The following is a 22397-nucleotide window of genomic DNA, read 5'->3' as shown; positions in this document are numbered from 1 at the left end:
CCGGAGCGCCTCGTATGGCGAGTTCACCGCATAACGTTGCTACCGCGGAGATGGCCGAACGAAACGCCAGACTCGGCAAATGGTTTATCGGCGTCATCGTCGGAATGTTTCTTCTCGGCTTTGCCTCGATCCCGCTCTATCGCTGGGTCTGTGCGCAGACTGACCCGGGTGGGTCGGCCTACTTCAACGGTGAGGCAGATTCCTACGAGGGCGTCGTTGTCGATGAGAGCCGTCAGGTCCGGGTTCGCTTTGCCACCAACGTCGAACGCCAACTGCCCTGGTCCTTTGACGTTGGCGAGAAGCACGTCACGGTGCATCCCGGCGAAAAGCGCCTTGTCAGCTTTACTGCCTTCAATGAGGCCCCCTTCCCGATCAAAGGAAAGGCCGTCTACGACATCAATCCCCCCGAGGCGGCACCCTACTTCAAGAAGATCGAGTGCTTCTGCTTCGTCGAGCAGACCATCGATGGCGAGTCGAAATACGACATGCCGCTCCTCTTCTGGTTTGACCCGGAGTTGCCCGAGCACGTCACCGAGGTGACGCTGGCGTATACCTTCTTCAGCGCAGACAGCTCGATGACCCGCGCGAGTCGAGAGTATTGATGAGCGATGAGCACCCCGTAGATTCTTCGGACTCTCCCCTTCCTCGCCCCGGCGCATTTCAGGTCGATGAGGCAACGCGTCGTCGCAACCGACTCACCGCGATCATCATCACGATGCTAGTTCTGACCATGATTCTTGTGGGCACTCGCCATCAGCTCTTTGGACCCTGATGTCATCCCGTCGATTTAAAGCTCCGGGGGTCGTCGCCACGCTCTTCGCCCTTTTGGGGCTGGCACTCCTGCTATGGCTCGGAACCTGGCAGAGCATCCGTTACCAGGAGAAGTCAGCGGCCGAGACTCAACGCGACGCGTTGGCCGACGCCGAGCCGCATCACATCACATCTCTGGACGGCCTCAACAGCGGCGAGTTGGATTTTCACCCGGTGACGCTCCAGGGTGTGTTTGCACCGGAGCCGGCGTTTCTGATCAAGCACCGGGTGTTCGAGGGTAAACCCGGCTACTGGCTTGTCAGCCCGCTGATACTGCAGAGCGGAGACGCCGTGCTGGTGAACCGCGGGTGGGTTCCGTATGAAGAGGGCGAAACCATTGCATCTTCGATCATCGCCAGCAGCGAAGAAGAAACCCTTCACGGGCTGGTCCACTTCCTCGACCGTGTGGTGGCCGATGATGCGACGCGGCAGGCGGTTGAGAGCGGTGAACGTGAGGGCTCGATCATCCTGTGGGACTCCTACGACACGGAAGGTATGCGCCGCGCTATTGACGCGCCGACTCCCACGCGCGCGGTCATTGTTACTCTGGCTGAGGAGCACTCCGGCGCCCCATACCCGTTCGCCAGCTACGCGCACATCACTGAACCCTACCTCAGCGCAGAGAAACACTTTGGTTACGCGCTTACCTGGTACAGCCTGGCGGTCGCCCTGATCGCGATTTACCTTGCCGCAGGGTTTGGACTGCTCAGGGCGAGTCCGATGGCACCACGCGAAGACGGCCGGATTGAAACCAGGTCCTGAACGGATCACTCCGACGCGTGACCCGCGTTTAACCCTCCTCAACACGCCTCGCGCTAGAACTGTCCTTCCCAGCTCAGGGTCGCTCCCGTCGAGGAGAGGCTGACATCGAAGCCCGGCGCGGTCGACGGTATCCTTGCGGGCTCGTCAGCCCCGACCCGGTCGAGGATCAAAGCTCCCAGAATCGCTGCTCCCAGCCCCAATGTGATGCTCGCGCCCAGACGGTGCAGATGTATCGAACGGGCCTGTGACTGGCGCGCCTCGTCGCTCGTGAATGTCATCGCCTGGGTCGACTCACAGCTTAGCCAGGACTCTCCCCCGGTCTGCGCCGAGCAATCGTAGCGATGTTGCGACGCCAGGGCGTATCCCAGCCACGCGCCGCCTGCCACCATCAGGGTGGTGGGAGCTGCCCAGACCACCGGACTTCGGGAGGGAGGCGTGGGCGCCGCCGCAAGCGTCTTCGGCCTGCCCGGCGCGCCTGCTCGCTCGTAGAGCCGGGGAAGCACCGCCCCCAGGGAGCGATGCGCGGCTAACGGATCACTGAGGTCGATGAGCTCCGCATGCTCCTCGTCTCCAACCCGACTGCTCGAGATACAGGCCTGCCCTTCTTTGATGGATTGTGTGGCGTCGCAGTAGTCCCCCGACCCGATCATCACAATGTCATCGACGCCGAGCGTCATGGCCATCGCATGCAGCTCGTCTCCGTCCACCCTGCGTCCCGGAACGATGGAGGGCCAGTAGCCCACGAGGTTCTCCCCCGGGGTAAGCCCTCCGACACTCCACGCGGCCTCATCGATGCGCGATTCCCCCTCGCACAACGATGCCAGTATGTAGCGCTGGCCCGGTTTGACGCGCAGGCGGTCCACATGCACTTCCTGCCCGTAGATGACGATCGGGCAGTCCCACCCATCCTGCGCGCGCACCGTAAGCGTCGTCTCATAGTGAGCGAGGTTCTGGCGTGCCTGTTGCCATTGTTCGGCGACTTCCGGGGGCCAGCGCCGTCCCAACACCGAACGCGCGACGAAGAGAGAAGCCAGGCGATCCACAAGCGCGGAGGCACGCTCATCCTCCCCCATGTCCAGCAGCGCCCGCACCATATAGAGCCCCGCGTCATGTACCGCGCTGGCCGCCGGCGGGTCTCCGCCCCACTCTTCCGGCGTGTCGAGCAGCCGCTGCACCGCGCCATCCAGAAGCGCTGCTGCGGCCGGTGCTCCTTCATAAAAGTAGGCCTGCTCGGCCTCTCGGGCCCACGTGACGAGCTCCTCCTGGCGCTGCGGTGACATCGGCGCCAGCCCCCCTCTTACCTCAACAACCTGGACAGAAGACCAGTCACTCAGCAATTCGGCTGCCGTCGCTGCCGCCGCGACATCTTCATCGTACGAATCGATCGGAAGCACCGCGACCCGTGCCGGCCCATCGGGGGCGGGCTCCCAGATCAGGGGCTGCGCCCATGCCAGGCTCACCAGAAGTTGTGTCACCGCCATCACGCCTGCCCCTACACCCCACTTCACATCGGATCGCATTGCTCCTCCCGACCACAGATCGACTTTCACCGCCCGACCACCGGGCAACCATCTTCTCTGTTATCGAGAACGTACGGGCACTTTTGCCCCTTGATACAACCCTTTACAATAGGAACGAACGGAGTTCCTGAAAAAGCCCGCCCTGCGATTGCAAGGCGGGCCATGAAGCTCCTGCGGGCGGCTCTGCGTCGAGCCCTTCCGGACGCATCGATCAGAAGACGGTCAGCGCGTGATGAGGCACACCATGAAGGCGCTTCGCGCCTTCCAGAAAGCCCAGCTCCACCAGGAAGGCGCACTCGACGACCACCCCGCCCAGCTGCTGCACCAGGGCGACGGTGGCACCACAGGTGCCTCCGGTGGCCAACAAATCATCGACCACCACCACGCGCTCACCCGGTGCCAGCGCATCGGTGTGCATCTCCACCCGGTCCGTGCCGTACTCCAGGGTGTAGTCGACGCCGATGCGGCTGTAGGGAAGTTTCCCGGGCTTACGCACCAGGGTCAGCCCCACGCCAAGGGCATGAGCCAGGGCTGCTCCGAAGATAAAGCCGCGGCTCTCAATGCCGACAATGGCACTGATGTTCTGGGACGCGTAACGCTGCCGCCAGGCCTCGATGATTTCTCGAAAGAGCATGCCGTCGGCCAGGACCGGGGTGATGTCTTTAAAGATGATTCCCTCTTTGGGGAAGTCGGGCACATCGCGCAGTGTGCTGCTAACTTTGCTGGCGAGATCAGACATCACTATCTCCAGGGGAGTCTTCGGGCCGGGGCTCGGCGTGAGGTTGGAGCTCGTCCCACTGACGCAGCTCGTTGAGGAATCGGTAATGGGTCAGATCGAGGTCGACAGGGCTTAAGCTGATATGTCCCTCGGCCACCGCATTGCAATCGCTGCCGGGCATATCATCAAACCCCAGCTCGGAGCCACCCAGCCAGAAATAGGGGAGGTGACGCGGATCTTCTTTGGCAACGACCTGACGCCCGTAGTTGCGTCGGCCCAGCTTGCTCACACGTACGCTGGAGGCGGCGTTCAGCTCGGGGGGAAAGTTCACGTTGAGAAAGGATGCGCGGGGCATGCCTTCTCGCAGGGCAGCGGCGGCGATGCGTTGTACCCAGCGTGCGAGCAACTCGGCCTTCATTCCGCCGCGACCGGCCTGGCTAAACGCAATGGAAGGCACATCGGAGAGCGTCGCCTCGATGGCGGCAGCCACGGTTCCGCTGTAGAGGACGTCATCACCCAGGTTGGCCCCGTGATTGATGCCGCTGACACATAATGCAGGCCTGCGTGGCAACGCATGGTTGAGCGCGATATAGACACAGTCGGTAGGCGTACCGCTGACGGCCAGTTGCTGAGGCGCACGCTCGTCGATGCGCAGTGGCTGGCGCAGGCTAATCGCCCCACTCACCGCGCTCTGCTCGGTGGCCGGGGCCACTACCCAGACCTCCCCGAGCGCGCGCATCGCATCGGCGAGTATGGCGATGCCGGGGGCATCAATGCCGTCGTCGTTGGAGACGAGAATCAGGGGGCGCGTCACAGGCGTCCTTACGAAATGGGGGAGTCTCGGGTCATGCCCTGGCACCTGCGGGGAGCGCAGGCGACTCAGCCGCCCTGCCCCAGGGAAACTTTCATAAGATAGAGCGCCTCGCGTGCGGCATTGGCCACAAGCTGACTCTCCACCGGCTCGTCGTCGACGGGCTTGATGGCCTTGTCGGATCCGACCTCAAACGAGTCGCCCAGGCTCAGACCGACCAGCTGATCCAGAAAGGCCGGGCGAGTGAGCGCGCGGGAGCCTCGGTAGTCGAAGAGACGCACACGCTTGACTCGCCCGCGCGCATCGACACCGATACCCACCTCAATGCGCACGACATTGCCCTCCAGCAGGCGCGACTCGACGCGGGGGTCGATAAAGATCGCTACACCGAGAAAGCGACGCTTTCCGGAAGACTCATCGACGGCGATGTAGAACTCCGGGTTGCGATCTTCGGGGTAGAGTTCAAAGCCGAGCTCTGCCTCAATCTGTGCGACCTCCGCGTCGGTGTAGCTGTCGCGTCGGCGCAAAAAGTCGGTGGCGTCGGGAAAGATCTCCTGGAGGTATCCCCGGGTGATCTCCCAGCTTCCGAAGGTCGCCAGGTGGGCCTGCGCCGGTGGAGGCTCGGCCAGCAGCAACGCGCCGCCGAGCACAGTGCCAGCAACCAGACGCATCATCGTGGAGAGGTATCCCATCACATCAACCCGGGGCTGGTTCAGCCCTCGTTATCGGTGTTCTTTTTTTGCGCGCGCTTAAGCGAGTCGACCTGACGGTTGAGGCGGTCGAGCTCGCGCTTCATCGTACGCAGATCGTCGCGGGTGGCCAGGTTGAAGCGTTTGGCGAACTCGTCACGCTTCTCATCGAGGCCGTTTTTAATCTCGAAGGAGGCGCGAAAGGCCTTGCTCACGCCCTTTTGCACCTTCTCGTTATTCATGATCTTTTGCGCTGTGGGGCTCTGCAATGCCTTAAGCGCGTTGTTGACGAGATCGTCTTTCCAGCTGGCCATGGTCTCGCTCCTGGGAGGTCGTCGGGTACCCGAAAGTCTGCCGCGCGGGGCAGCGTATTCGGCGCTGAACATTGCCCTGAGCCCCCTAAAAGTCAAGGAGGCGGGGCGCGAACTCACCGTATATATGCCCGGGTCAGCATCAGGCCTGATGTCGGCAATGGTGCGTCGAGCTTGGCGAGCGTGGCAGGGCCCGCTAGAGTCAATGCACAGGATACCCTTGATGATGCTTTGACGGGACCCAACGGACGTTGGCTCGCTCACCACGCCTCGGAGTTTCAATGCGAACGCAACTCTTTCTTCCGACGCCGCACTCCCTCGTTACACAGGCGTGGCGCGCCGTGGTCCTCGCGGCGCTGACGACGTGGCTTGCCAGCTGCGCGTTCGAGTCCTCCCAGCTGGCGGAAGTGCGTTGCGAGAAGGAAGGAGAGGTCGAGGGGGCGAGGCGGTGTGAGGGTGGCTTCTGGGTATCCGACCCCCTGCTGGACGACGGCGGACTTCCCGACACGCCTGACAGCTGCACCTCGCCATCAGACGAAGAGCTCTGTGAGCTTGCCCGGGTGGCCTGCGGCCCGCTGACCATCGAAGACGCATGCGGCGTCTCCCGCTCCGTCGATTGCGGCGGCTGCGCGGGCGCGCCTTTCGAAGAGGAGGTCGGGGAGGCGTACCACTGCTGCGAAAGCGGAGAGAGCTGCCTGTGTCAGGATGTCGAACGTTTTGAATCGCGCTGCCAGGATGGCGTTTGCGAGGTCGTCTCCCTGGGGATCGAGACACGCACAAGCGGATGCGAAGCCTGCGAGGCGCAGTGTGACGATCCTGGCGAATGCACTTACGAAACGGAATGCAGCCTGACCGGGGAACAAACCCAGGTCTGCGTCGGCCACGCCTGTGTCGATGGCGCCTGCGTGGAGAGCGACACGCCCTTTGAACGTACGCAAGTCTGCGATCGCAGCACCCAGGGTGAGAGCTGCACCCCGGCCGACGCCTGCTCGGTGGGCAGCTGCGAGGCCGGCGCGTGCGCCAGCACACCGGTTTGTGATGGCACAACGGCCAGCTGCGGATGCGATAGCTGCCAGAATTGCTCGGAGCTCGATGGTTGGTATCCCATCGGGTCGTCCTCGCGCTGCTGCGACGATACAAATGGCGCGGCGAGCTGCACGTGCCAGGAGCACGAGCGTCGCGTCTACCGCTGCGATGGCACCTCCTGCGCCTACAGCGTGCTCGAGTCCGAGGTTCGGCGCACCGGCTGTGAGACCTGCGCGGCTGCGCCCTGCGGCGATTTTGCTCAATGCCAGACCGCTCAAATCTGCGCGACGGAAGGCACACGTACGCGCAGCTGCGAGGTCGCCGTGTGCAACCCCGACACCAGTCTATGCGACGTGGAGTTCGAACAAGAGAGTGAGGCCTGTACCGTCGACACCGATGGCGACGAGTGCGCCCTTGAGGCCTTCCCGGGCTGCGATGAGGCAAGCTGCGAAGGTGGGGTCTGCGTCTCCGCCACCACCTGCGAAAACACCGACACCAGCTGCGGCTGCGAGAGTTGCGAGGACTGTACCGAGCGCCCGGAGCAATGGATTGAAGACCCCACCAGCTTTGAGGCCTGCTGCGACAACAACAGCCTGTGCGAATGTGGAATGGAGGTGCGTCACATCTGGATCTGTGGCGAAGCGGAGTGCGAATTAAGCGCGACCGGGGAGACTCGACCTGTAAGGATCAATTGTTCGGCCTGCAGCCATAATTGCATTGCAAGCGCCCCGGGACCGTGCTGCTCCAACGGCGGGAGCAACAACTGTCAGTAAAAGTCGGCGCGCTGGCTGGTCATCGGGCCTCTGGCGCTTTGATTTTGTGCGTTGATTCGGATAAGCCAACGGGGGCGGGCAGCGGGTGTATCGCCGCGCTGCAAAGCAACTCTCCTGAGCATCTCGGACATTATGAGCAACGATACTGCTGGCGGCGCCGGCGGCCGGAGCAGCGCCGGCAGGCTTCCGAAAATCGTGGGGGGCGCGCTCATCGCACTGCTCCTCCTGGGGGTGGGCGCCTGGCTGATGGCCCCGAAGATGGCAAGGCGCGTGCTCGATTCCCAGCTGGAACGGGTGGAAGCACGCAGCGGCCTGGCGATCACCAGCGGCACCCTGGAGACGCGCGGCCTGAGCGGCGTGACCTTGCGCGATCTTAAGGTGGTGATTCCCGGAGAGGACGTGCCGGTGGTTGCCATCGACCAGGCGGACGTGTCCCTGGGGCTGCTCGCAGCCCTCAAAGGGGATCGCGCCATCAGCGCGATGACCCTCAGCGGGGTCCGCATGGAGCTGAGCTACGATGAAGAAGACCGCCATACACTGACACGCATTCTGGCGTTAGGAGGCGAAGATAGCTCCGGCGAAGAGAGCGTCGCTGCCGAGACGCCCCGCGATCTTGAGGCGCTGGCTGCGCGCATTCAGGACAACGTGTTGCGCCACTTTGGCGGACGCTTTCCGCAGGTCGAAGTACGCGACCTGCACATCGGGTTCAGCGATCGCAAGACGCCATCGCGCTGGCCACTGACACGGCTTCAAACCGAGCTGGCCACCCTGGAGAGCGGTGAGACGCAAGCCCCCTTTGAGGCTGAGTTCCACCTGACTCCGAACGCCGACCATGCGCTGGACCTGCCAAACACAATCAGTCTCAGCGGTGCACTGGCGCTGCCGCTGACCCGAAGCTCGGTAGACATAAGCTTCTCCGAGGCACTTCGGGCCCGGGCCCCCGCCCCCTACGACTTTATCGACGTGAGCCTTAACGGTGTGGCGATCACCGATGACTTCGGTGTGGCGCTGCGCGATGTGACGGTGCGCAATCGACTTGAACCTGGCGATGAACCGATGTTTGAAGCGGCGCTGGCCAGCCTGGCGCTGGAGGGATGGCCGGCTCGCCCGAGCGACGTCGCGCTGCAGGAGCTTCGCGTGGAGCGCCCGCATCTGCGCCTGAACTACGCCGCTCATGGGGCTTCAAACCTGGGCGATCTCGACGCCCTCTTACGCCGCGGTGTCGCGAAGCATAGCGTGCGCACCGCCCGGGAGGTGGCCGAGGAACTTGCCGAGCGCGCCACGGCAAACTCCGAGGGCGATGACACCGCCGAGCTTCCCGCTGACCCCATGGATTCAGAAGAGATGGCGGGCTCGGCGCGTACTCGCAGTGCCGAAGTACGCACCGGACCCTCGATGCGTGAATGGCTCACCGAGAGGTTGCCCCAGCGCGTCAACGTAAGCGACGTGACCATCGAGGTGGTTGACCCCAGGCCCCACCCCGGGCTCAACGCTCCGCTGCAGCGCTTCGCGTTACGAGAAGGTCAGCTTGATGTCGATCACCGGCCTATCCAGGGGCAGATTGAGCTCAAGGCCATCGCTCGCATCGAGGGCGCTGATCCTCCCGCGCGCGTCGATGTTGCGCTCAACCTTCCTTACCGGAAGGGAGGCTGGGAGGCTAAAATCGACGTCGAAGAACTGGAACTCTCCCAGCTCGCGCAGCTCGGAGGTCAACGCGTCGCCAGCCGACTTTTCGGAGGTCGGGTTAACGCCACCCTCGATCTCGGCGAGGGTGATCACCGCGGTCACACCTCCTTTGAAGGTATGTTTGCGCTGGACGGGTTTCGTGCCTTTTTAAGCCCCGTAGCCGCAGCCCCCATCGAGCTTGGCGAAGCCAGCCTTGCGCTCAAGGGCTACCACGATCCGAAGGCCGCCATCCCGGCAGCGCGTCTGCTCAAAGCGTCTGCTGAACCGAACGATCCCGAGCTGCCGGATGACGGGGAAGCAGCGTCAGAAGATGACCTTGCCGCCCCGCCTGAACGCGGAGCCTTCGTCATTGAGGAGGGCAAGGCCCGCCACCGCGAAGCAAGCGCAAACTTCCAGCTGGCGATCTACGGTTTTGACGGCCTGGAGCGCCGTCCCAACCGCCTCGATCTAACCATCGAGATGGAGCCCACGCCGGTACAGAACCTCGTGGACGCGATCCCCTCCGCTATCCTCGGACCGCTGGCCGGAATGCGCCTATCGGGCACCTTCGGCTGGAACTTTGCCATGGAAGTCCCGCTCTACGACGCCGGAAGCATGCAGTGGGAAGCGACCCCCGAGTTGCTCAACCTGGAGGTCAAACATCTGCCGGAAGACGTCGACGTCTACAAACTCTTCGATCGCTTCAGGCACACCATCGAGGACACCTGGGAGGTGAAGGAGTATCGCCGCAGGCGCACGTTGACCTACCGACGCGACGTTATCATCCCGAAGATGCGCCCTACCCCGGCCCCCTGGCTTGTCGAAAACGCCGGCATCCCGCTCGCAAAACTCGACCATCGCCGTCGCAATCGCGGCTGGCCTGAAGTCCCGCAGTGGTTCCCGGGGCTGGGCATTCCCCGCCACGCCATCAGCTCCCCTGAGTACTGGCTTACCCAACACGCCACCTCGCAGGCCGCCCCGCTGCCCTGGACACGCCGTGCCAAACCGGTCAGTGCGCTCGAGTCGTTCTTTGGCGAGTGGACTCCGCAGCCTTCTCCCGACGTTCCACGCTGGGAGGCGCCTTCGGCGTCGTACCGCAACCGGCTCGAAGTGACGATCGACGCCGAGCGCTACGGCGACTACGTCTACGTTCCTCTTCATCACATCTCGCCCTATATGGTGCGGGCGATCCTGACGACCGAAGACAACTCCTTTTTCGATCACCCCGGCTTCAACTTCTACGCCATCAAACAATCGGTCGCCGCCAACCTGCGGGCCGGACGTTTTGTGCGCGGGGCGAGCACCATCTCGATGCAGCTGGCCAAAAACCTCTTTTTGGACCGCGAAAAAGTACTCGCCCGCAAGTTCCAGGAGGCCACACTGGTCTGGCTGATGGAGAGCGTCGCCGACATCCCCAAAGAGCGACTGCTGGAGATCTACCTCAACATCATCGAATACGGCCCGGGCGTCTTTGGCATCCATGAGGCCGCGGTGCACTACTTTGGCAAACGCCCCGATGAGCTGAGCATTGGCGAGGTAGCCTGGCTTGTGAGCATCATCCCCGGGCCCAAGCGCTACCACTCCTACTACGAGCGCGGCGAGATCTCGTCGTCGTGGTTCCGTCGCATGGGACGTTATATTCGTGCCATGGAGGCGCGCGAGCGCATCACCCCCGAAGAGATGGAGCTGGCGCTGGCTGAGCCCCCCGCCTTCCACATTCCGCAGGACGGTGAACCGATCTTCCGTGCCGACTACGAGCGTGAGAACCCTCCGCCTCCGCCGGAGGTCCCCGAAGGCACCGGTGAAGGGGCAGAGGAGCTCGGCGCCGAGCCTACGCCTGGGCCCACGGAAGACCGCGGGTTTATGCAACTTTTCGATTGATCCGGCGGAATAGCACCTCGGAATCAGCGCCTTGCTCCATCTGGCGGTTGTCGCCTCCCCCCCTTTTGCTAAGCTGAGTCCATGGCACCGACGTTATCGCCCAACTCAAACCAGCCTCCCGCGCTCCTGGCGCTTCTCGATCGACTCGAACGCCGCGTTCGCTTGCAGCGCGCCGTCGCGGCGTCGGCTGCTGGCGCATGCCTGGCGCTGATGCTCAGCGCTGTAGGCATTGCGGCGTTGCGCACGCAATGGCTCGACCAGGCTCTCTGGTGGACGATCCCGGCGGCGGCCGGACTGCTTATCCTGGCTGCAGCGCTGTGGGGTTGGCGCCGCACTGTGGACCGCATCGCCATCGCCCAGCACATCGATCGTCATTACGACCTTCACGATCGCATCTCCACGGCGCTGAGTCTTTCGATGACTCCCCCGAGTGATGCGGCAGGACAGGCATTTGCGCGGGCACAAGCCGCCGACGCGCTCACCTACCTCGACCGTATCGATCTTCGCGAGGCCACGCCCTGGCAGCGCCCCGCCGATACCACTCTTCTGGCCGCCTGCGCCCTTTTGACCATCGGCGTTGGACTTGTGCCCCTGCCCGACCATCGCGGCACACTCCCACCTCCTTTTGAGGTGCGCTACGAGGCCTTTGTCGACGACGCCACGCTCGCCCTGGAGCGCGACCGCATCGCCGCACTTCGCCAGGCCCTCGGCGATAGCCCCGATCCGCAGGCCGAGGCGATGCTCGACGCCATGGAGAAGCTCCTCGATCGCGCCGAAGCCCGCACCATCTCTCAGCGGGAGTTTCTCGAAGAGCTTGAGAAGATCGAGACGCAGTTTGAAGGCGCCGACGAAACCATCGCACAAGAACTGGAGACGATAAGCCGCACCCTGGCCGACGCCGCGCAGGAGCTCGCCAGCGAAAACGCCGAGGCATTGGCCGCAGAACCGGCCCTCAAAGAAGCGGTCGACGCCCTGGCCAACAACGACCTCGCCACGGCCAGCGAGGCGCTTGAGCAGCTCGCAGAGTCCATCAAGGAGGAGGGCATCTCGCCGGAGCGCGCCGAACGTCTGGCGGAGCTCTTTGAGACGTTCTCCGACAAGCTCAACGCCGAAGACGAACGTCTGCAAGAGCTCGTTGAAAAACACCGCGACGCGCTCGAGAAGCTCGCCGAACAGTTTGGCGATGAGGGCAACCTCAGCGAGGAGCAGCAGGCGCTTCTCAATGAGGCTGAAGAGATGCTCTCCAACGCTGAGAACGCCCGCGAGGAGTTCGACAACTCCGAGGCCAAAAACCAGCTTGAGCGCCTCTCCCGCGACCTCGACGAAGTCGTCAACGAGTACCTGAACGAAGCCAAAGGCAGCGAGGATGGCGACGAAGGCATCGCCGGTCAGGCTGAAGAAAAAACCGGCGACCGTCCCGATTACCGCAACGAAGTTGGCCGTAAGATGGAGGACGCCGCCGAGCAGCTCTCCGAGGCCGATGAGCAACAATCCTCACAGCAGCAACGCGAGGAGATCCGCCAACAGATGCAGGAGATGCGCGAGAGCATGTCACGCGGCTCCGGCGAAGCCAGCGAAGAAGAGCAGCGCCGCGGCGATCAGGTCGAGGACTTTATGGATCGCGCCCGCGGGGAGTCCGAAGCTCGCGACGACGCGCAGCTCGACGAAGAACGCGCTCGCCAGCAAGGAGAGTCGGGCCAGGAGGGGCAAGAAAAGCCCGGTGTCGAGGGCGAGCAAGCTCAAGGCGAAGAAGGCCAATCTCAAAACGCGGGGCAACCCGGCGCGGAGCCGGCCCCCGGCGGTGAGAGCGGCGAGCCCAACACCGAGGGGGAAACCGGCGGTGGCGAGTACCGCCCGGGTGAAAGCGATGCCCCCGGCGGCGACGGCCCCGACGAGCAGGCTCAGGGCTCCGGCGAGGGGGAGCTTGATGGCGAGCGCGTCCAGGAGCAGGCCCGGGGCCAGGAGAGCTCCTCCGGCAAGTCCCGCGCCGAGATCATCCGCGGTGCCAGCGAAGAAGGATTCGCCTCGGCCGAGTACCAGGAAGTCTTCGCCGATTATGAGTCCGTGGCCGAAGAGGTCATGGAGCGCGAAAACGTGCCCGACGGCTACCGCTTCTTCATCAAACGCTACTTTCAACTGATCCGGCCCCAGCAGCCTTAATCGGTCGCTTTGAGCCTTTCCACGTCTCTGGAGACTTCCACTTATGTCCAGTGAAAACACCACCCCCGACGCCTCGGTGCAGGCAAAAGTTCAGGCGTTTCAGAAAGACGCCGGCCGCATCCGCGAAGAAATCGGCAAGATGATCGTGGGCCAGCGCGACATTATTAACGGGGTCATCCAGGTCATGTTGGCCGGAGGCAACGTGCTGCTCGAAGGCGTGCCCGGGCTGGGAAAAACGATGCTCGTGCGTACCCTCTCGGAGGCGCTGGGCCTGAACTTCTCGCGCATTCAGTTCACCCCGGACCTGATGCCCACCGACATCGTCGGCGCTACCATCATCGTCGAGGGCGAAGATCGCCAGAAGCACTTCAAATTTGAGCGTGGCCCCATCTTCTCGAACATCGTGCTCGCCGACGAGGTCAACCGCGCCACGCCCAAAACCCAGTCCGCTATGCTGGAGGCGATGCAGGAGCGCAGCGTCACCGTGGGTAAGGAGACGTACAAGCTCGATGATCCCTTCTTCGTCCTGGCCACGCAAAACCCGCTGGAGATGGAGGGCACCTACCCGCTGCCCGAGGCCCAGCTTGACCGCTTTCTCTTTAAGCTGGTGGTGAAGTTCCCCGACCTCGACGAGCTGCACAGCATCATGGAGCGCACCACCCAGGTCTCGCATCCCGAGGTCAATCCGGTGATCGACAAGGCGCGCCTGCTGGAGATGAAGCGCTTTGCCCGCGAGGTGCCGGTGGCGCGCCACGTCCAGGATTATGCCCTTCGCATCCTCCAGGGCACCCACCCCGAACATCCGGGCGCGCCGGAGATCACCCGCAAGTATGTGCGTTTCGGGTCGTCCCCCCGTGGCGCACAGGCCATCATGACCACCGCCCGGGTGCGCGCGCTGATTGAGGGGCGCTTCAACGTCAGCTGCGAAGACGTGCGTCGCAGCGCCCAGAACGCCCTTCGCCACCGCGTCATCCTCAACTTCGAGGGCGAAGCCGAGGGCGTCTCCACCGACACCATCGTGCAGAAGATCATCGAGGCGACCCCGGAGTCGACCTGACACATCGGTTGACCTGACCCGCCCGCGCTCCGCCGCATGCTCTTCGTTGTCCCCCCTCGCCCCAGCTGTGAGTCCCCGTGGCCAAGCCATCTCGCCAACATCCCGACGACGCGCGCTTCGACGACGAATTTCTCAAGAAACTCGATTACCTCTACATCGTCTCGCGCAAGATGGCCGCCAGCGGCCAGCGTGCCAAACGTCAGAAGAAGATCGTGGGATCGGGTCTCGATTTCGCCGACTACCGCGTCTACTCCCCGGGCGACGACGTCAAAAGCCTGGACTGGCGCGTCTACAGTCGCACCGAGCGCCTCTTCCTGAAGCTCTACGAAGAAGAAGAGGATCTGCATATCTACTTTCTGGTCGACGCCAGCCGCTCCATGCACCTGGGCCGGCCCAACAAGTGGAACTACGCCCGTCAGGTGGCCGCAGCCCTGGCCTACATCGGGCTCAGTAACCTGGACCGGGTCAGCATCATCCCCTTCTCCTCGAAGGTTGAGGGGCGCCTTCCACCGGCCAAGGGCAAAGCGCAGATCTTTAAGATCTTCAACTTCCTCGATGCCTGTGAGGCCGGCGAACACACCTCGCTGCGCCAGGCCTTTAAGACCTTTGTCAGCCAGAACAAGCGCCGCGGCCTGGCCGTGGTCATCTCCGACTTCTACGACCCCGACGGCGTCGAAGAAGGGCTCAATGCCCTGCGCTACCACCGCTTTGAACCGATGGTCATTCAGCTCTTTGACGAGCGTGAACTCAACCTGGACTTCCATGGAGAAGTCCAGATTGTGGACTGTGAGACCGATGAAGCCCGCGACATCACGGTAACCCCGGCGATGCTCAAGGCCTACCGCGAGGTCTTTGAAGACTTCTGCACCGAACTTGAGGGCTACTGTAAGAGCCGGCAGATCCTCTACTTCCGAGCCCCGATTCAGCAACCTTTCGATGAGCTGATTTTGCGGGTCTTCCGGGCTGGAGGTTTTCTGAAATGAAGGGGAGTTGTTGATGCAGTGGACCGGTCTGCCCATAGAGACCGTGCTCGGAGTGGCAGGGTTTGTGGCGGTGTTCATCACGCTGCTCTACCTGCTGCGCCTGCGAAAGCGCCGGGTGCAAGTGCCCTACTCCGCCCTGTGGGGCCGAGTGCTGGCCGAGAAGAAGCGCCAGACCGACTGGTGGCGACGCTTTAAGCGCCTGCTCTCCTGGCTGCTCTTTATGATCATCGCCGCGCTGATCGGCGTGGCCGCCCTGGGCCCCCGCTCGGCCGACGAGGTTGTGGAAGGACGCCATCTTCTGATCATGCTCGATACTTCGGCGAGCATGGGGGCGACGGACGTGACCGGTGGGCTTAACCGCTTTGAAGTCGCGCGTACGCAGGCCCTGGAGCTGCTGGGGAGTGTGGGAGGCGACGACCGGGTGATGGTCGCGCTCTTTAACAACCGGGTGCAGCCGCTTGGCCCTTTTGTACGTGAGACGCAGCCACTGGAAGCCGCGCTGCGCGCGGCCACACTCAGCGCCAACGCTACCGACTTCGGCCAGGCCCTGAGCTTTGCGCGCGACAGCCTTCGCGACCGCGGTGACGCCGAGCTTATCGTGCTCAGCGACGGTGCCGGCCTGCAAAACCTCGACCTCTCCGAGTTTGACCCTGGCGAGGCGGTGCGGGTGCGCCACATCGCCCCTGGCGAGCGCTCCGAGAACCTGGCGATCACCGGATTTAACGCGCGGCGCTACCCCTCCAACCGCCTCGATCACGAGGTCTTTGTCGAAATCACCAGCACCTTTGATCGCCCGGTCGAGGCGCGCCTGGAGCTGATGAGCGAGGGGCGCATCATCGAGACGCTGCCCCTGGAGCTGGCCGCCGGTGAGATTCATCGGCAGTTCTACCCGGGACAGGCCTTTGCCGGTGAGCGGCTTGAAGCGCGTGTGCGTGTGACCACGGCCGACGCCGAAGACGTCTTCCCGCTTGATGATCGCGCCTACGCAGTGCTGCCGCAGGCTCGTAAACTTCGGGTGCAGGTCGTCTCCACCGGCAACCTCTTTTTAGAGGGGCCGCTTCTGCTCAACACACACATCGAGGTAACCCGCATCAACCCGGAGCGCTACGACCCGCAGGCCGAGTTTGACGTGACCTTCTTCGATAACGTCGCCCCCCCACTTCCCGCCTCCGGCGATCTGGTCTTCTTTCATCCTCCGGCCGAAAGCTCCCCCATCGCAATCCGTGGCGTGGATGACAAACCGATCCTCACCGATGTGGCGTCAAGTCATCCTTTGATGCGCTGGATCAACCTCCAGGATCTCAACATCGCGCGGACCTCCACCTTTCGACGCGAGGCCAGCGACACCGCCGTTGCCAGCTCGTTCGGGCAGGCCGTCATCGTGGATCGTAAGCTCGACGATCGACGCCTGATCGCGGTGGGGTTTGATCTTCGGGAGAGCGACTTCCCGCTGCGTGTGGCCTTTCCGATCTTCATTCTCAACATCATCGACTACCTGGCTCAGGACGACGTCGATCTGATGTACGCCTTTGAGACCGGCCGCTCGGTGCACATTCCGGTGCCCCGCAACACCGGGGAGGCGCGGGTCACCGCCCCCGATGGCGAGGTTCGCAGCGCGGCGATTCATCGTGGCGAGGCGGTCTTCTACACCGACCAGCCCGGCTTCTACGTGCTCACCCCCGGAGGGGAGGAGCCTGTGGCCGTCGCCGCCAACCTTGCAAGCCCCGAGGAGAGCCGCATCGCCCCGGCGGAGCTCCAGCTTGGTGAGCGCGAGGTTGGCCGTGACGCGGAGGGCCTTGTCTTTGAACGGCGCGAGATCTGGATCTGGCTGGTCTTGCTGGCCATGAGCCTGCTGCTTTTGGAGTGGCTCACCTACAACCGCAGGTGGACAGAATGATCGGCTCACGATCTTTACTCTCCAAAATTTTCTTCTGGGCAGCCCTGAGCGTGGTCTGGCTGGCTGGCCTGTGGGCGTACCTCACCACCGTGGTGTGGGCGCCCGCCGAGACCTGGAGCCTGGTCTACGGGGAGCGCACCTTTGAAATTATGGCGCCCGATTATGTCGGGCTGCTCCTCGTGCTGCCTCTTTTGGCGATTGTGGCGCGCTACACCCTCTCGGACTTTCCCCTCTACCAGCGCGTGCTCAACGCCGCCCTTCGCGCGCTGGTGCTGGCCGGGCTGACGCTGGCGCTGATGCAACCGGTCGTCACGAGTTTCGACTCCAAGATCGCCACGATCATCGTCGTCGACACCTCCGCTTCCTTCCCGGACGAAGCGCTGGAGCAGGCCCGCCAGCGCATCAACACCTATGTCAAAGCAGCCACCGACGACGATCAGGTTCGCGTCATCGGGTTTGCCGATCGCCCCTACCAGATCGATCCCGGGGCCGACGGAACCTACGCCGAGCTCCCTCGCCCCGCACGCCAGGCCAACGCCGAGCCCGCAGAAGATGGCGGCGAAGCCGACAAAGGCGACCAGGATTCGGCCAACCTGCAGGAGCTCTCCGACGACCCCACCCTGCAGACCGATATCAGCGCCGCGCTGCGCATGGCGTACGGTCTCTTCCCCGACGATCATCTCAAACGTCTGGTCGTGATCAGCGATGGCAACCAGACCCGTGGCGATGTGCTGGCCGAGGCCAACCGCGCCGCCGATTTTGGCATCCGTCTCTACGCCGCAACCCTCGACTACGAACAGCCTGCGGAGGTGCTCATTGAGGCGGTCGACGTGCCCGAAAACATCGAGCTGGGCGCCCCCTTCTACCTGGTAGCGCGCGTCTTCTCGACCTACGCCACCACCGCCCGACTGACGCTCTGGCAGAACGAGTACCGCGACGGTGAGCAAGAGGTCGAATTGCAGCGCGGCGTCACCGAGATTCGCTTTCAAACGGAAGTCTACGAACCGGGCTTTCGGCAGTTTCGCCTCCAGATGAGCGTCAACGGCCCGGACGGTTACGCGGCCAACAACAGCTTTATGTACAGCGCGCATATCCGCGGCAAAGCGCGGGTGCTCTACGTGGAGGGCGAGATGCGCTCGCGCCATCACCTGGAGCGCGCCCTGCGCAATGAGAACTTCGATGTGGAGACGCGCAGCCCGGCCGGACTTCCTCGCACCGAAGAAGAACTCGATCGTTTCGATCTTGTGCTCCTCTCCGATGTGCACTCACGTCACGTCAGCGACGCGCAGCAGGATCTTCTTACCCGCTACGTGCGCGACCTGGGCGGCGGCCTGATCATGGCCGGGGGGCAGGACTCCTTTGGCCCCGGCAAATGGGAAGACAGCGCGGTAGAACGCCTGATGCCGGTAAGCTTTGAGGGCGAACGTCAGCGCGAAACGCCGTCGCTGGCGCTATTGATGGTCATCGACCGCTCGGGCTCGATGTCCGGTGACCGCATCGCGCTGGCCAAAGACGCCGCGCGCGCCGCCGTGGAAGTACTGCAGCCCGGCGATCAGGTCGGGGTATTGGCCTTTGATAACGACATCGATCCCATTGTGCGCTTGCAGCCTGCCGCCAACCGCTCCCGCATCCTCAGCGCGATCAACCGCCTTCAGGTCCGCGGGGGCACCGATATTGAGCTTGCGCTCAACGAAGCCTACGAGCAGCTGGCCTTTGCCTCGGCGCGGGTCAAGCACATCATCCTGCTGACCGACGGGATGTCGGAGCCGGGCACGATCTTCACGCGCATTATGCCGGCGATGCGCATCGAGAACATCACGGTGACCACCGTCGCGGTGGGCGACGGAGCGGAGACCTCGATGCTGCGTCGCATCGCCGAGCGGGGCTCGGGGCGCTACCACTTCACCAACAACCCCTACAACGTCCCGCAGATCTTTACCCAGGAGACACGCACCGTGGCACGCTCGGCGCTGGCCGAGGAACCGATTCGCGCGCAGGTCGCCGGGCGAGCGCAACTTCTTGAGGGCATCGCCTGGAACGCCGCGCCCTACCTTCTGGGCTATGTGACGACCAGGCCCAAACCCCAGTCCGAGGTGCTGCTCACGGTTGAGGGCGGCGACCCGCTCCTTGCACGCTGGCGGGTGGGGCTGGGCAAAACCGCCGCGTTCACCTCGGACTTGAAAAACCGCTGGGGCGCCGAGTGGGTGCGCTGGCCCGGCTACGCGCAGCTCTGGGCACAGCTTATCCGCGATACGATGCGCACCGACGATCGCGATCGCCTTCCGATGCGTGTCGTGCTCGACGGGGAGCGCGCCCGGGTGATGGTTGACGCCATCGGTGAAGATGACCGCTTCATCAACGATCTCGACAGCGTGCTGCGCGTCACTGACCCCGAGGGCAACGACTCCCAGGTCACGCTGCACCAACGCGCACCGGGGCGGTATGAGGCCAGCTTCCCGCTGCCTCAGTTCGGCGCGTACCAGCTGGCCGCGCAGCACGATCGCGCGGGCGACACCTTCGCAGTGAGCCAGGCCAGCCTGGCCTACCCCTATCCTCGCGAGATGACCTACCTGGAGCCCAACGAGGCGCTCATCGCCCAGATCGTTGCCATGGGTAAGGGGGAGATGGACCCGAGCCCGGAGGCGATCTTCGACGCCGATGGCGAGGAAGTCCGCTACCGGCGCCAGCTCTGGCCCTGGGCACTGCTGGTTGCCCTGGCGATCATGGTGCTGGATCTGGCGTTACGCCGCATCCGCCTGAGCGGCCAGACCGAGCTGAGCTGGCTCGCGCTGACCCGCTCCAAATAACCTCGCTGAGAGGAAGGAGCGTTCCTGGTCGTCCGCCGCCCCTCCCCCGCGAGGGGCGGCGCGGGGTCAGGCCAGGGCGCTCTCGTTGCCGGAATCGCGTACAAAAAGCACCGAGCTGCCCGTGAGCTGCACCATCCGCTCCATAAAACCGCGGTCGATGGTATCGGCCAGCCCCATGATCTGGAGGTCGGCGCGAGGCGATTCGGCGATCCATGTCATGAAGCTACCGCTCTCCACCCACGACTCGGTGCTCCGGGGAAGGCGAGCATCATCAATGAGAAGCTGGAGGTAGCGCTGCGCGTTGTCGGTCTCTTCGGGGTCGGGGCATACCGTCAGCAGACGCAACGAGCCCTGCCAGTTGCGATGGGCCTGGTAGCCGAGCAAGAGCGAAAGATCGAGGTTGGCCAGGCGCAGCCCCACCGGCCAGCTCGGGCTCTGATCACGAACCCAGACGTTGATGCGACGCTCATGGCCCAGCGACGACTCCGGGTGCTCAAAGAGAAAAGCCGCTCCCATCTTCCGGGTGATTGCCACATCCAGAAGTTCCTGCAGCGTGGGCTGGTCATACATATCGGCGTTGATAAAGAGGATGTTCGGCCGGAAGTAGCTCCCCTGCATCACCGCCGAGGCCATATCAACGCCCGCCGGGTAGGTGCTGGCCTCAATGGTAACGGCCGTCGCAAAGAGCCCCTCACGCTGAAAGTCGGCGGCAACCGCCCCCAGATCGCCCAGCGCGCGCTGGCGGATCGCGGCCATCGCCGCAGTCGGGAGCCGTCCCGCGCCCATCCCCGGGATGGTCTTATGCTCGCCGCTGCGCCGCCGGGGCCGATAACGCGCGTGCGCATCTTCTTCGACCGCCTCGCCAGCCTCATGCGCCACCGATGCCGTCGTCTCCTGACTCTCGGGATAGGTTTCCCGACTGAGCACACCGACGACCTGCAATGAGCCCTTCGGCGCGGTGAGCAGCCTTAAGAATCGAAACTGCCCATCGAGTTGGGTGCGGCTCTCCACCGGCACGAGCAGATCGGGCTTCCAGCTACGCTCGTTGGCCTCCTGGGGTCCGCGGGCAATACGTTTGGCGGCCCAGTCGGCCAGCGACACAAAGATCGAACTTCGTACCGTCTCCCAGGGCGTCTCCAGCCGTCGTCCCACCAGCACCACATAGATTCCGCCGATCACCGAGAGGGCGACCAGCGCAAAGGCCGGACTGATCACAAAGACCGCCAGCAACGCCAGAGCCGCCCCGACCACCGGCACCGCCCGGGGCACGCGGAAGGTGGGGCGAAACGAGATCATCCCCAGGCTCTGCTCGACCAGCACCACCAGGTTGATCGTCAGGTAGGTCAACAAAAAGAACATCGTTATGAGCACCGCGATGCGATCGAGGCTCCCGAGCATCAGCGCGATGGCCACCAACCCACCTGTAAAGAGCGCGGCGTTGCGCGGCTCCCCGCCCCCGGTGACATGCGAGAAAAATGCACTTCTGGGCAAAATGCTATGCGACCCCAACGCCTGAAGCACCCGGGGTGCGGCCACCAGCGAACTCAGGGTGGCGGTAAAGGTCGAGGCAAGAATCCCCACCAACACAAGCTCCCCGAAGGCGGCGTAGTCCACGACCACAAGCGCGTTCTCCCGGAGCTCCTGCGGGCTGGCCACCATCGAGTACCAGAACGCCAGAAAGACGTAGATGCACAGCGCGGCGAGCACTGCTGCCATCGTTCCCCGCGGGATACTTCGCCGAGGGTTGGCCAGCGCCCCGGACATGCTCGCCCCTACATTGACCCCGGTTCCGGCCGGAAAGAAGATCGCGAAGAGGATCCAGAACCCGCCGGCCTCAAAGCTGCCAAAGAGCTCCGGATTGCGCAGCTCCGCATGACCGCCCTGCCCCATCCCGGTGAGCCCCAGCGCGATCGACATCAAGGAGGCGATGATGACGATCATCACCAATCCCTGAAGCCGAAACGCCAGCCTGGTCGAGATGAGTGTCGCAGCAAAGGCCAGCACGAAAACGGCGTAGGCCACCGCCACCGGCGGATGCTCCGGGAAGATGTAGCCCCAGGCCTCCGTGAACCCGTAGATATAAAGCGCCGCCGAGAGCGCCTGTCCCACATAGAGCGGAATTCCGATAGCCCCGCCTGGCTCCAGCCCCAGCGACTGACTGATGATCGAGAACACCCCGCCGGCCCCCACCCGGATGTTGGTGGTGATCGACGAGAGCGACATCGCCGCCGTCCCGGTGATCGCGAAGGTCAAAAGGATCAAGCCCAGTGCGCCCAGAAGCCCGGCCTGCCCCACCAACCAGCCCTCGCGCAGGTACATCATCACACCGCAGATCGTGAGCACCGTAGGGCGAAACACCCCGGCAAAGGTCCCCAGCCCCTGGCGCACCGAGAAGATCGGCGAGGCGCTCTCTACCGGCGGATCGATCGTGGTCGATGGGTCATCGAGCGCGCCGAGAGGCTCGGTCTTCTGCTCGGCGATCGCACGGGTCCGATCGCCCTGCTCTTCGGGGTTATCACCATCCATG

General features: G+C 63.7%; 16 protein-coding genes. 10 read left to right on the top strand and 6 right to left on the bottom strand.

From position 1 onward, the window contains the following. Positions 1 to 14: 14 nt before the first annotated feature. Genes EA187_RS10945 through EA187_RS10940 form a run of 3 tightly spaced genes read left to right on the top strand, consistent with a single transcriptional unit; the run spans position 15 to position 1572 of the window. Positions 15 to 602, top strand: coding sequence for a cytochrome c oxidase assembly protein (locus tag EA187_RS10945; protein WP_115604225.1), 588 nt, complete (start codon positions 15 to 17; stop codon positions 600 to 602). Further along, complete coding sequence (locus EA187_RS20410) at positions 602 to 772, top strand: hypothetical protein (protein ID WP_164856195.1); 171 nt, start codon at positions 602 to 604, stop codon at positions 770 to 772. Before EA187_RS10945 ends, EA187_RS20410 begins: the two co-directional genes overlap by 1 nt. After that, complete coding sequence (locus tag EA187_RS10940) at positions 772 to 1572, top strand: SURF1 family protein (protein ID WP_127780289.1); 801 nt, start codon at positions 772 to 774, stop codon at positions 1570 to 1572. The genes EA187_RS20410 and EA187_RS10940 overlap by 1 nt, the downstream gene beginning before the upstream one ends. A 53-nt stretch (positions 1573 to 1625) precedes the next feature. On the opposite strand, the gene EA187_RS10935 is transcribed toward EA187_RS10940, so the two are convergent. From EA187_RS10935 to EA187_RS10915, 5 genes are all read right to left on the bottom strand, one after another. After that, positions 1626 to 3092, bottom strand: a complete 1467-nt coding sequence (locus EA187_RS10935; RefSeq protein ID WP_127780288.1) for a hypothetical protein — start codon at positions 3090 to 3092, stop codon at positions 1626 to 1628. 211 nt (positions 3093 to 3303) lie between these two features. Then, positions 3304 to 3831 carry an adenine phosphoribosyltransferase gene (locus EA187_RS10930; RefSeq protein ID WP_115604219.1) on the bottom strand — a complete coding sequence of 176 codons (528 nt, stop codon included), beginning with the start codon at positions 3829 to 3831 and terminating at the stop codon, positions 3304 to 3306. Continuing rightward, positions 3824 to 4624, bottom strand: coding sequence for a 5'/3'-nucleotidase SurE (gene surE / locus EA187_RS10925; RefSeq protein ID WP_115604217.1), 801 nt, complete (start codon positions 4622 to 4624; stop codon positions 3824 to 3826). The genes EA187_RS10930 and surE overlap by 8 nt, the downstream gene beginning before the upstream one ends. A 65-nt stretch (positions 4625 to 4689) precedes the next feature. Then, entirely contained in the window at positions 4690 to 5313 is a 624-nt protein-coding gene (locus EA187_RS10920; protein ID WP_115604216.1) for a hypothetical protein, read from the bottom strand. Between the two features lie 20 nt (positions 5314 to 5333). Continuing rightward, on the bottom strand, positions 5334 to 5624 hold the full coding sequence (locus tag EA187_RS10915) for a hypothetical protein (protein ID WP_115604214.1): 291 nt from the start codon (positions 5622 to 5624) through the stop codon (positions 5334 to 5336). A gap of 278 nt (positions 5625 to 5902) precedes the next feature. On the opposite strand from EA187_RS10915, the gene EA187_RS10910 reads away from it, so the two are divergent. The 7 genes from EA187_RS10910 (at position 5903) to EA187_RS10880 (ending at position 19870) form a co-directional block, all read left to right on the top strand. After that, positions 5903 to 7420, top strand: coding sequence for a hypothetical protein (locus tag EA187_RS10910; protein ID WP_115604213.1), 1518 nt, complete (start codon positions 5903 to 5905; stop codon positions 7418 to 7420). Between the two features lie 132 nt (positions 7421 to 7552). Further along, the gene (locus EA187_RS10905; RefSeq protein WP_127780287.1) at positions 7553 to 10966 is read left to right on the top strand and encodes a biosynthetic peptidoglycan transglycosylase; all 3414 of its coding nucleotides are present in this window, start codon (positions 7553 to 7555) and stop codon (positions 10964 to 10966) included. Between the two features lie 81 nt (positions 10967 to 11047). Continuing rightward, positions 11048 to 13126: a hypothetical protein gene (locus tag EA187_RS10900; protein ID WP_127780286.1), complete on the top strand. Its 2079-nt coding sequence runs from the start codon at positions 11048 to 11050 to the stop codon at positions 13124 to 13126. Positions 13127 to 13169: 43 nt separating this feature from the next. Next, positions 13170 to 14183 (top strand): AAA family ATPase, encoded by a 1014-nt coding sequence (locus EA187_RS10895; protein ID WP_127780285.1) that lies wholly within the window; start codon positions 13170 to 13172, stop codon positions 14181 to 14183. Between the two features lie 77 nt (positions 14184 to 14260). After that, positions 14261 to 15166, top strand: a complete 906-nt coding sequence (locus EA187_RS10890) for a DUF58 domain-containing protein (RefSeq protein ID WP_206524259.1) — start codon at positions 14261 to 14263, stop codon at positions 15164 to 15166. 13 nt (positions 15167 to 15179) lie between these two features. Beyond that, entirely contained in the window at positions 15180 to 17063 is a 1884-nt protein-coding gene (locus EA187_RS10885) for a vWA domain-containing protein (protein ID WP_115604205.1), read from the top strand. Further along, positions 17060 to 19870 carry a VWA domain-containing protein gene (locus EA187_RS10880; RefSeq protein ID WP_127780284.1) on the top strand — a complete coding sequence of 937 codons (2811 nt, stop codon included), beginning with the start codon at positions 17060 to 17062 and terminating at the stop codon, positions 19868 to 19870. Before EA187_RS10885 ends, EA187_RS10880 begins: the two co-directional genes overlap by 4 nt. A 66-nt stretch (positions 19871 to 19936) precedes the next feature. Here EA187_RS10880 and EA187_RS10875 read toward each other — a convergent pair whose 3' ends face one another. Next, positions 19937 to 22396, bottom strand: coding sequence for an amino acid permease (locus tag EA187_RS10875; protein WP_164856194.1), 2460 nt, complete (start codon positions 22394 to 22396; stop codon positions 19937 to 19939). Position 22397 lies beyond the last annotated feature (1 nt).

It is taken from the genome of Lujinxingia sediminis, assembly GCF_004005565.1.
GTDB lineage: Bacteria > Myxococcota_A > Bradymonadia > Bradymonadales > Bradymonadaceae > Lujinxingia > Lujinxingia sediminis.
This window is presented reverse-complemented; position numbering and strand designations above follow the sequence as displayed.

Excerpts from the sequence above, each read along its gene's own strand:
- EA187_RS10920 (WP_115604216.1), bottom strand. The coding sequence starts at position 5,313 with ATGGGATACCTCTCCACGATGATGCGTCTGGTTGCTGGCACTGTGCTC.
- EA187_RS10945 (WP_115604225.1), top strand. The coding sequence starts at position 15 with ATGGCGAGTTCACCGCATAACGTTGCTACCGCGGAGATGGCCGAACGA.
- EA187_RS10930 (WP_115604219.1), bottom strand. The coding sequence starts at position 3,831 with ATGTCTGATCTCGCCAGCAAAGTTAGCAGCACACTGCGCGATGTGCCC.
- EA187_RS10880 (WP_127780284.1), top strand. The coding sequence starts at position 17,060 with ATGATCGGCTCACGATCTTTACTCTCCAAAATTTTCTTCTGGGCAGCC.
- EA187_RS10940 (WP_127780289.1), top strand. The coding sequence starts at position 772 with ATGTCATCCCGTCGATTTAAAGCTCCGGGGGTCGTCGCCACGCTCTTC.
- EA187_RS10905 (WP_127780287.1), top strand. The coding sequence starts at position 7,553 with ATGAGCAACGATACTGCTGGCGGCGCCGGCGGCCGGAGCAGCGCCGGC.
- EA187_RS10875 (WP_164856194.1), bottom strand. The coding sequence starts at position 22,396 with ATGGATGGTGATAACCCCGAAGAGCAGGGCGATCGGACCCGTGCGATC.
- EA187_RS10895 (WP_127780285.1), top strand. The coding sequence starts at position 13,170 with ATGTCCAGTGAAAACACCACCCCCGACGCCTCGGTGCAGGCAAAAGTT.
- EA187_RS10885 (WP_115604205.1), top strand. The coding sequence starts at position 15,180 with ATGCAGTGGACCGGTCTGCCCATAGAGACCGTGCTCGGAGTGGCAGGG.
- EA187_RS20410 (WP_164856195.1), top strand. The coding sequence starts at position 602 with ATGAGCGATGAGCACCCCGTAGATTCTTCGGACTCTCCCCTTCCTCGC.
- EA187_RS10900 (WP_127780286.1), top strand. The coding sequence starts at position 11,048 with ATGGCACCGACGTTATCGCCCAACTCAAACCAGCCTCCCGCGCTCCTG.
- EA187_RS10910 (WP_115604213.1), top strand. The coding sequence starts at position 5,903 with ATGCGAACGCAACTCTTTCTTCCGACGCCGCACTCCCTCGTTACACAG.
- EA187_RS10935 (WP_127780288.1), bottom strand. The coding sequence starts at position 3,092 with ATGCGATCCGATGTGAAGTGGGGTGTAGGGGCAGGCGTGATGGCGGTG.
- EA187_RS10915 (WP_115604214.1), bottom strand. The coding sequence starts at position 5,624 with ATGGCCAGCTGGAAAGACGATCTCGTCAACAACGCGCTTAAGGCATTG.